Source organism: Bacteroidales bacterium (assembly GCA_018334875.1).
GTDB lineage: Bacteria > Bacteroidota > Bacteroidia > Bacteroidales > UBA12077 > JAGXLC01.
Genome location: JAGXLC010000095.1, coordinates 5,806 through 13,015 on the forward strand (window position 1 = coordinate 5,806; position 7,210 = coordinate 13,015).

The window sequence follows — 7,210 nt, forward strand, 5'->3', positions numbered from 1 at the left end:
CAGAAGATATGGGGTCTTTGCTCCGAATCAGTCTTCAATAAAGGTCTTCCAGTCTTTACCCTTTGTCAACCAGTTCAGGTTGAACCGCGCCATCTTTGCACCTCCATCGTGTTCATAAAGCAGATAGATCATTCCTTCGCCTGGAGTTCCCTCGCGGCCTGCAGCCATAGAAGAATAGGCGAAGCTTCTTTCTTCCACCAGCCGTTTGACAGGCCATGTTTTTCCACCGTCAAAGCTCGCCCAGACCACACCCTGTTTTCTCCCTTCATCCGATTCGATGTTGCTGAACAGCAGTATGTCGTGATTATCCAGACGAAGCCTGGCAAGTCCGCCCATCAGGCCGTAATCTCTGTGCTGAGAACCATCGGGAAGCACCTCGCTAACGGAAAGGTTCTTCCAGGTTTCGCCACCGTCATGGCTCCAGGCAATATGCCGCATCCGCGGATTGCGGCCATCGGTTGAATGATGCCTGCGGGAATTATAATAGACGGTGCCATCGGAAAGCTCTGCCAATGCAGCTTCACCCGTACCTTTAGCAGGAAACGGAGCGCTGGTATGCCAAGTTTGTCCTCCGTCATCGCTGTAGATGGCGTTGGTATAATGCTCATCCCAGTAATTGCGGTCATTCCCACCGTCATAATACCGAGTTGGACGTATCAGCCTCCCCGCATGCTCGCCATATTGCAGGGTGATCCCTCCTTCGTTCATGTGCATGGAGGGATAGTGTCCGAATTGATCCGGATGAATTTCCACTTCTTCCGGCTCCCATGTCTTTCCATGATCTTTGCTGCGGTACATCGTAAATGGACCCGGAGGGTGCCCCGCTTCAACAAATGTCAGGATATCCCCTGTATTCTCATCCACAATGGTGCCACCGCCCTGAAAGCCGGGATCGGCAATGGTTATCTCAGGCCCCCAGCTTTTCCCTCCGTCTTCACTCCGGCGTGCCCTGACGGAATGCCTTCCCCATGTGGCAATAACAGTACCATCTGTTGCCACGACTACATTGGGAAACCGCTCTTCATGGAATATTTTCTGCGTATCCAGGAACGCTCCATCCTTATGCCAGTAAGGATTTTCCTCCGACTGACCAAATGACAGCAGTAGTGAGGTAAGAGGTAACAGACATATCAGTAACATGAATCTTTTCATGGTTTGTAATTTTATACTATTAAACAATTTTTTATTTGGCTGCCACTGCAAAAAGAAAACCTTCCTGAAGACAGAATCCCCTGTGTTGGCCACCATGCCGAGCAATCCATGTTCGGTCATCACTGAGTTGCCATACGCTTTGCGATGATCCATGAACAAATATGGGGACAAAAATCCAATAACCAAAATATTCCCATTATCCTTTTAGCCTGCATTATTCAAAAACGAATCCCGCTTACCAGCGGGATTCGTTTTTGAATGTGGGATGGTTTGCGGGATGGATGCAGGCAACCCCGCATTAGAAAAACCGGCTTTTTTGCGAATTTTATTGAAGCAAAAAGCCAGGTTTTTCAATAGCGTCAGAATTATTCTTGAATAATTCGGGTTAGAGTGAACAAATAGATAAAGAATGGATTTTGAACTTTTAACGATCTGAGTTGTTAAATCATTCAACATTATCGTTTTCACAGTTTTTTATCTACAAGAAAAATAATATGAACCCCTCAAATTTATTGTTTTATGAGTAAAAAGATGTTTGATACTTCGAACAATGCGCTTCACGTAGCGTTGCTAATCCTAAGAATAGGATTTGGTGTAATATTTGTACTCCACGGCTGGCCCAAGATCATCGGCGGAGTTGATACCTGGAGTGGTCTTGGTGGTGCCATGGGTGTTGTAGGACTTGATTTTGCCCCTGCTTTCTGGGGATTTATGGCTGCTCTTGCAGAATTCGCTGGCGGGCTTTTGCTTGTTTTCGGCTTTCTGGTCCGGCCTGCTGCTGCCCTTCTCTTAATTACCATGCTGGTGGCAGTCCTGATGCACAGTGCACAGGGCGATGCCCTGTCTAACATACTGCATCCGCTTAAAGGACTTGTGGTATTTATCGTACTGCTTTACAGCGGAGCAGGGAAATATTCGCTGGATAGGAGGTTTGCAAAGTAAGATTGGTTTCGAGCCAAAAAACTAAGAAAGCACCAAAAACTTAAGAAAGCACCAAAACTTGTCCGGCTTTTGACGGATAACAAGCACCAAAACTTGACCGGCAATTGACGGTTTACAAATAGTCTCGAAATCCTAATAATCGAAATTCTAAACCCTAAATTTTCTGTTTAGGTCATTTGAGATTGGTTATTGTGATTTATTTGTTATTTGGAATTTGTAAATTGGTGCTTTGTTTTATTTAAATCCTCAGATTATGAAAACAAATAACCGTCCCCTTAACAAAAAGGATACCTGCCCTGCTAAAAGAGCCATTGCATTCTGCTCATGGAAGCGGCTTATTCCCTTGATGTTATTGGCATTTTTTGCTTTCCATTCCCGGATTGCAAATGCTCAAATAATGGACACACAAGGCATTGTTGCTGAAGATGCCAGCCTGGAGCTTCTGGGTACCGGATTTGAGTTTACTGAAGGTCCGGCCCCCGACGATGAGGGCAATGTGTATTTTACCGATCAGCCCAACAATGACATTGTCAAATGGGATGCCTCTACCGGTGAGGTTACCCTTTTCATGGATGAGGCCGGTCGCTCGAACGGAATGTTTTTTGATGATCGGGGCCATCTGATCACCTGTGCCGACATGAAGAACCAGTTGTGGTCTATTGATTTAGATACCCGTGATGTGGAGGTGCTTGTGGATGGATACAGGAGCAATCGGCTAAACGGTCCCAACGACCTGTGGATTCATCCCAACGGGGGCATCTACTTCACTGATCCGCTTTACAAACGCGATTACTGGAAGCGGGATCCGAAGATGCAACAGGATGGCGAGCATGTGTATTACCTGAGCCCGGACCGCAGCCGCCTCATGCGGGTGGGGGATGACGTTGTAAAGCCCAACGGAATCATCGGAACTCCGGACGGAGAAAAGTTATATGTGGCGGATATTGGCGATGACAAGACCTATGTGTATGACATCAATGAGGATGCCACATTGTCAAACCGACAGGTGCTTTTTGAACTTGGATCCGATGGGATGACCCTGGACGACAAAGGCAATGTTTATGTTACCGGTGACGGGGTGACGGTTTTTGACAAGACCGGGGAAAAGATCGCCCATATACCGGTGGATAAAGGCTGGACTGCCAATGTATGTTTCGGAGGACCCGACAGACATACCCTTTTCATTACGGCAATGGATTCAGTGTTCGGGCTTGAGATGAATGTGCAGGGAGCTTATTAAAAACAAAACCCATTTGATTGCTTTTAGTGATCGGATTATGCTATCATTTCTAAAAATTTTGTTTAGCTAAGTTTTAGAAGTGATAGCATAATTCGGGTCAGCATCCCACACGGATCAACAATTTATTGTTTGCCGGTGGATCATTCCGGTTCAATCCGATGCATTGTAAGCCAATAAAATCTATCGCGCGCTCTACGAGGCGCCCAAGTCACCAGGGTTCGGCATTTCTATCGCTATCTGCCCCTTATCGGGGCAAGAGGCCGGGGATTTGAAACGCCTGATTGCATGCATCGATATGATTGGGAAATAAAGCCATAACCGGAATTCAGGAGTGATTTTTATATATAGATTAATATTTTCTTTATAAGCCAATAGGATGTAAGAATATCATGTGCCCTTTTATTGCTAATCATCAAATGATGGATGATTTGAGGGCAACAAATATCTGTTGACCTTCTTACCTGAGCTGAGGCATAATAAATCCATGATACCCCGTTCCGCCCTCGTAGAGGGCAAATAGCGATAGGAATAATGGACCCCCCCTCCGCACCAGCGCCTCGTAGAGTGCGCGATAGAAAGATGCCTCGGGGATTCTTTTTGTCTTACCTGGAAACCCCCGAACCGTTGCTATCATATTTTAGCATCCAACGCGGATCAACAATTTGTTATTTGCCGGTGGATCATTCCGGTTCAATCCGATGCATTGTAAGCCAATAAAATCTATCGCGCGCTCTACGAGGCGAATTTTGGTGTTATGGCGTTTCTATCGTTATTTACCACCGCTGGCAATTAGATCATAGGCTAACACATAGAAAGAAATATTGTGAATAACAAAGTTTTTTCATTAAGTAAACCAAGAAAGTCAAAGAACCTTATTTAAAAACTTATCCCCTCAATTGCTTGATGAATGATAAATCTATGTGAAATCCTATCTTTCCTATGTGTCCCCCGCCTGCTTCGGGGCAGGTATGTGGTTCAAAAAAAAATTTTATAGAAACCCCCATTTATAGTCACAAGAGTAATGATTTTCCAGTAAAAATGCATCGCTTTTTCATTGTCATCGTCCCTTTGCATTGAAAAGATCAAACCGAACACCAGATGTTCGGATCCGAACAATCAAATGATTCAATTATTCTGTTAAATGATTGATTGTTAATGTTTATTACACTTTGGTATAAAACTTGATTCAAAGGAAAGCAGAACAAAAAAAAATGGATTATGAAACGGATCGAAACTACCTTGTTGATTGTACTCATGTTTTTTGTGGCTTTAGAAGGAAGTGCCCAAAACAAACAGTATATCACTCAACAAATCAGTGGTAAAGCACCTGAAATAGATGGTGATTTAAACGATGCTGCGTGGAAACAACTTGAATGGATGAATGAATTTGTTCAGGTCGAACCCTACGAAGGCAGAAAGCCGACACAGGAAACCCAATTTAAGATGGCCCACGACGATGAAAATTTGTATATAGCCATAAGGGCTTACGACACCCATCCCGACAGCATAGTCAAACGGCTGTCAAGAAGGGATAATTTGGAAGGCGACCAGGTGGGTATTCAGATCGACAGCTATAACGACAAACGAACTGCGTTTTCTTTCTTTGTAAGTGCTGCAGGCGTAAAAACCGACTGGGTGATCAGCGATGACGGCATGAACAGGGATTACAACTGGGACCCCATCTGGTATGTGGATACCGCTATCGACAGCCTGGGCTGGAAGGCTGAAATGGAAATTCCTTTCACTCAGCTTAGATTCAGCCAGAAAAGTGACTCTGAGTGGGGCCTTCAGGTACAGCGAACCATCTACCGGAATGAAGAAGAAATATTGTGGAAGTTTATCCCCCAGGATGCCGGAGGATGGGTGAGCGAGTTTGGGCAACTGAAAGGAATGAATGGCATCAAATCCCAAAAGGAAAAGTCAATAACCCCCTATGCCGTTACGCAACTTGAACGATTCGATGAAGTGGAAGAAAACCCTTTCAAAGCATCGGGCGCCAACAAAAATATTAGTGCCGGGCTAAACGGAAAACTGGGAGTGACCAACAACCTTACGCTTGATATGGCCATCAATCCGGATTTCGGACAGGTGGAAGCAGACCCCTCCCAGGTAAACCTGACAGCCTATGAAACCTATTTCGAAGAAAAAAGGCCTTTCTTTATCGAAGGGCAGAGCATTATGGATTTCCGGCTCATGCAACTGGGTGACTTTATGATGGACAACCTCTTCTATTCAAGAAGGATCGGACATTCCCCCAGCTACAATCCGCAAACCCGGGAAGACGAATATGCCCGGACACCGGATAATACCGATATACTCGGTGCGCTGAAACTGACCGGCAAAACCCGGGACGGTTGGTCTGTTGGTGTTATGGAAAGCATGACTTCAAAAGAAAAGGCGAAGATCAGTGATGGGAACAATTCCCGTTTTGAAACGGTGGAACCCCTTTCCAACTATTTTCTGGGCAGGCTGCAAAAAGACTTCAATGACGGGCAAACCATGCTTGGAGGAATTGCCACAGCCACCAACCGGCGGATCGAAGCAGATCATCTTAACTTTATGCATGATCAGGCCTATACCGGCGGTCTCAATTTCAAACACCGGTGGTCTGACCGAACATATCAGATTGCCTTCCGGGGCACAGCCAGCCACGTCAGGGGCAGCCAGGAAGCCATTACCAGAACCCAGCGTTCTTCTGCTCACTATTATCAGCGACCGGATGTAGATCACTTCTCACTGGATTCTACAAGGAACTCCCTTTCCGGTCATGGTGGTAGCCTGATGTTCCTTAAGTTAGGAAAAGGGCATTTCAATTACGGCGCTTTCTTCAACTGGAAATCGCCGGGACTGGAACTGAATGACATGGGCTATCAGCGGGAGGCCGATCAGCTATCCCAGTTGGCTTTTGCCAATTACAGAATGTGGGAACCCTTTATGATATTCAGAAATTTAAGGGTAAGTGTCAACCAGTGGAGAATCTGGGATTACGGTGGAAACCACCTGTTCACCGGCGGTAACATCAATATGAACATGCAATTCAAAAACTACTGGGAACTGAGTTTGGGTCTCAACGGCAGTTCAACCAGACTCTCAAAAACCGCACTGAGAGGCGGACCGTTCCTGAAGGAACCTGGCTCCCTGCGTTACTGGCTACAGATCGAATCGGACCAGAGGAAGAAGCTCAAATTCAGCGTGGGCAGCCATCAGAGCTGGGATGCACACAACAATGCTTATAGAACCAGCTTATTTTCCGATATTACTTATATTCCCCACAATACACTTAACATATCCCTCAGTCCATCGCTAAGTTTTCAGGAGAATAAGCTTCAGTATGTCAGTACCACAACATACAACGCGCAGAAACGCTATATCATGGCCACCATTGACCGGGCCACACTAGGCATGTCACTGAGGCTGAACTTCAGTCTCACGCCCGATCTGTCTCTTCAATACTGGGGACAACCTTTCATAGCCGCCGGAAAATATTCGGATTTCAAACGCATTACCAATTCCACTGCTGAAAACTATCACAATCGTTTCCACAACTTTACGGAAGACCAGATCAACCAGCAGAACGGACATTTCAGTATAGATGAAAACAGGGATGGAGCAACAGATTACGCCTTCGGAGCACCCGATTTCAATGTACTGCAATTCAAATCGAACCTGGTGGCCCGCTGGGAATATATACCCGGATCCACAGTATACCTGGTATGGTCGCAAAACCGCAACGGTTTCAATCCCATAGGGAACTTCAACCTGCAGAACGACCTGAATGATTTGTTTGGCATCTATCCGGAGAATGTGTTTCTGTTGAAGTTTACCTACAGGCTGGGGCTGTAAGAATGATTGGATGATTGGATGATTGGATGATTG

At 45.7% G+C, this 7,210-nt stretch carries 4 protein-coding genes; 3 read left to right on the forward strand and 1 reads right to left on the reverse strand.

The features are described 5' to 3' along the window. Positions 1-27 precede the first annotated feature (27 nt). Positions 28-1,152: an exo-alpha-sialidase gene (locus KGY70_09595; protein ID MBS3775430.1), complete on the reverse strand. Its 1,125-nt coding sequence runs from the start codon at positions 1,150-1,152 to the stop codon at positions 28-30. 531 nt (positions 1,153-1,683) lie between these two features. On the opposite strand from KGY70_09595, the gene KGY70_09600 reads away from it, so the two are divergent. From KGY70_09600 to KGY70_09610, 3 genes are all read left to right on the forward strand, one after another. Beyond that, positions 1,684-2,094 carry a DoxX family protein gene (locus KGY70_09600; protein MBS3775431.1) on the forward strand — a complete coding sequence of 137 codons (411 nt, stop codon included), beginning with the start codon at positions 1,684-1,686 and terminating at the stop codon, positions 2,092-2,094. 253 nt (positions 2,095-2,347) lie between these two features. Continuing rightward, positions 2,348-3,334: an SMP-30/gluconolactonase/LRE family protein gene (locus KGY70_09605; protein MBS3775432.1), complete on the forward strand. Its 987-nt coding sequence runs from the start codon at positions 2,348-2,350 to the stop codon at positions 3,332-3,334. A 1,218-nt stretch (positions 3,335-4,552) separates the two neighbouring features. After that, on the forward strand, positions 4,553-7,177 hold the full coding sequence (locus KGY70_09610) for a carbohydrate binding family 9 domain-containing protein (protein ID MBS3775433.1): 2,625 nt from the start codon (positions 4,553-4,555) through the stop codon (positions 7,175-7,177). The last annotated feature ends 33 nt before the right edge of the window (positions 7,178-7,210 follow it).

Bases quoted from the DNA above. Each gene is read 5' to 3' on its own strand.
- KGY70_09595 (MBS3775430.1), bottom strand. From the start codon at position 1,152: ATGAAAAGATTCATGTTACTGATATGTCTGTTACCTCTTACCTCACTA.
- KGY70_09600 (MBS3775431.1), top strand. From the start codon at position 1,684: ATGTTTGATACTTCGAACAATGCGCTTCACGTAGCGTTGCTAATCCTA.
- KGY70_09605 (MBS3775432.1), top strand. From the start codon at position 2,348: ATGAAAACAAATAACCGTCCCCTTAACAAAAAGGATACCTGCCCTGCT.
- KGY70_09610 (MBS3775433.1), top strand. From the start codon at position 4,553: ATGAAACGGATCGAAACTACCTTGTTGATTGTACTCATGTTTTTTGTG.